The organism is Psychrobacter sp. CAL346-MNA-CIBAN-0220, assembly GCF_040309805.1.
In the GTDB taxonomy this organism is placed as follows: domain Bacteria; phylum Pseudomonadota; class Gammaproteobacteria; order Pseudomonadales; family Moraxellaceae; genus Psychrobacter.
In genome coordinates, this window is sequence record NZ_JBEOPF010000327.1 from 1 (window position 1) to 268 (window position 268).

General features: G+C 66.4%; 1 protein-coding gene. It reads left to right on the forward strand.

From position 1 onward, the window contains the following. On the forward strand, window positions 1-268 hold a 268-nt coding region (locus AAEY88_RS13845; RefSeq protein ID WP_350563309.1), incomplete at both ends, for an MFS transporter.

Below are 268 nucleotides of genomic sequence, written 5' to 3' on the forward strand. Positions count from 1 at the left end.
GTTCTACGTGCTGCGTTTCCTGCTGGGCGCGGCCGAGGCCGGCTTCTTCCCGGGCGTGCTGCTGTATTTGTCGTACTGGATTCCCGCGCAGTACCGCGCGCGGATCGTCGCGACGTTCATGGTCGCGATTCCGGCCGCGAGCTTCATCGGCTCGCCGATCTCCGCGCTGCTGTTGCAGATGGACGGCGTCTGGGGCCTGCGCGGCTGGCACTGGCTGTTCATCCTCGAAGGCATTCCCACGGTGCTGCTCGGCATCGCGTGCCTGTTC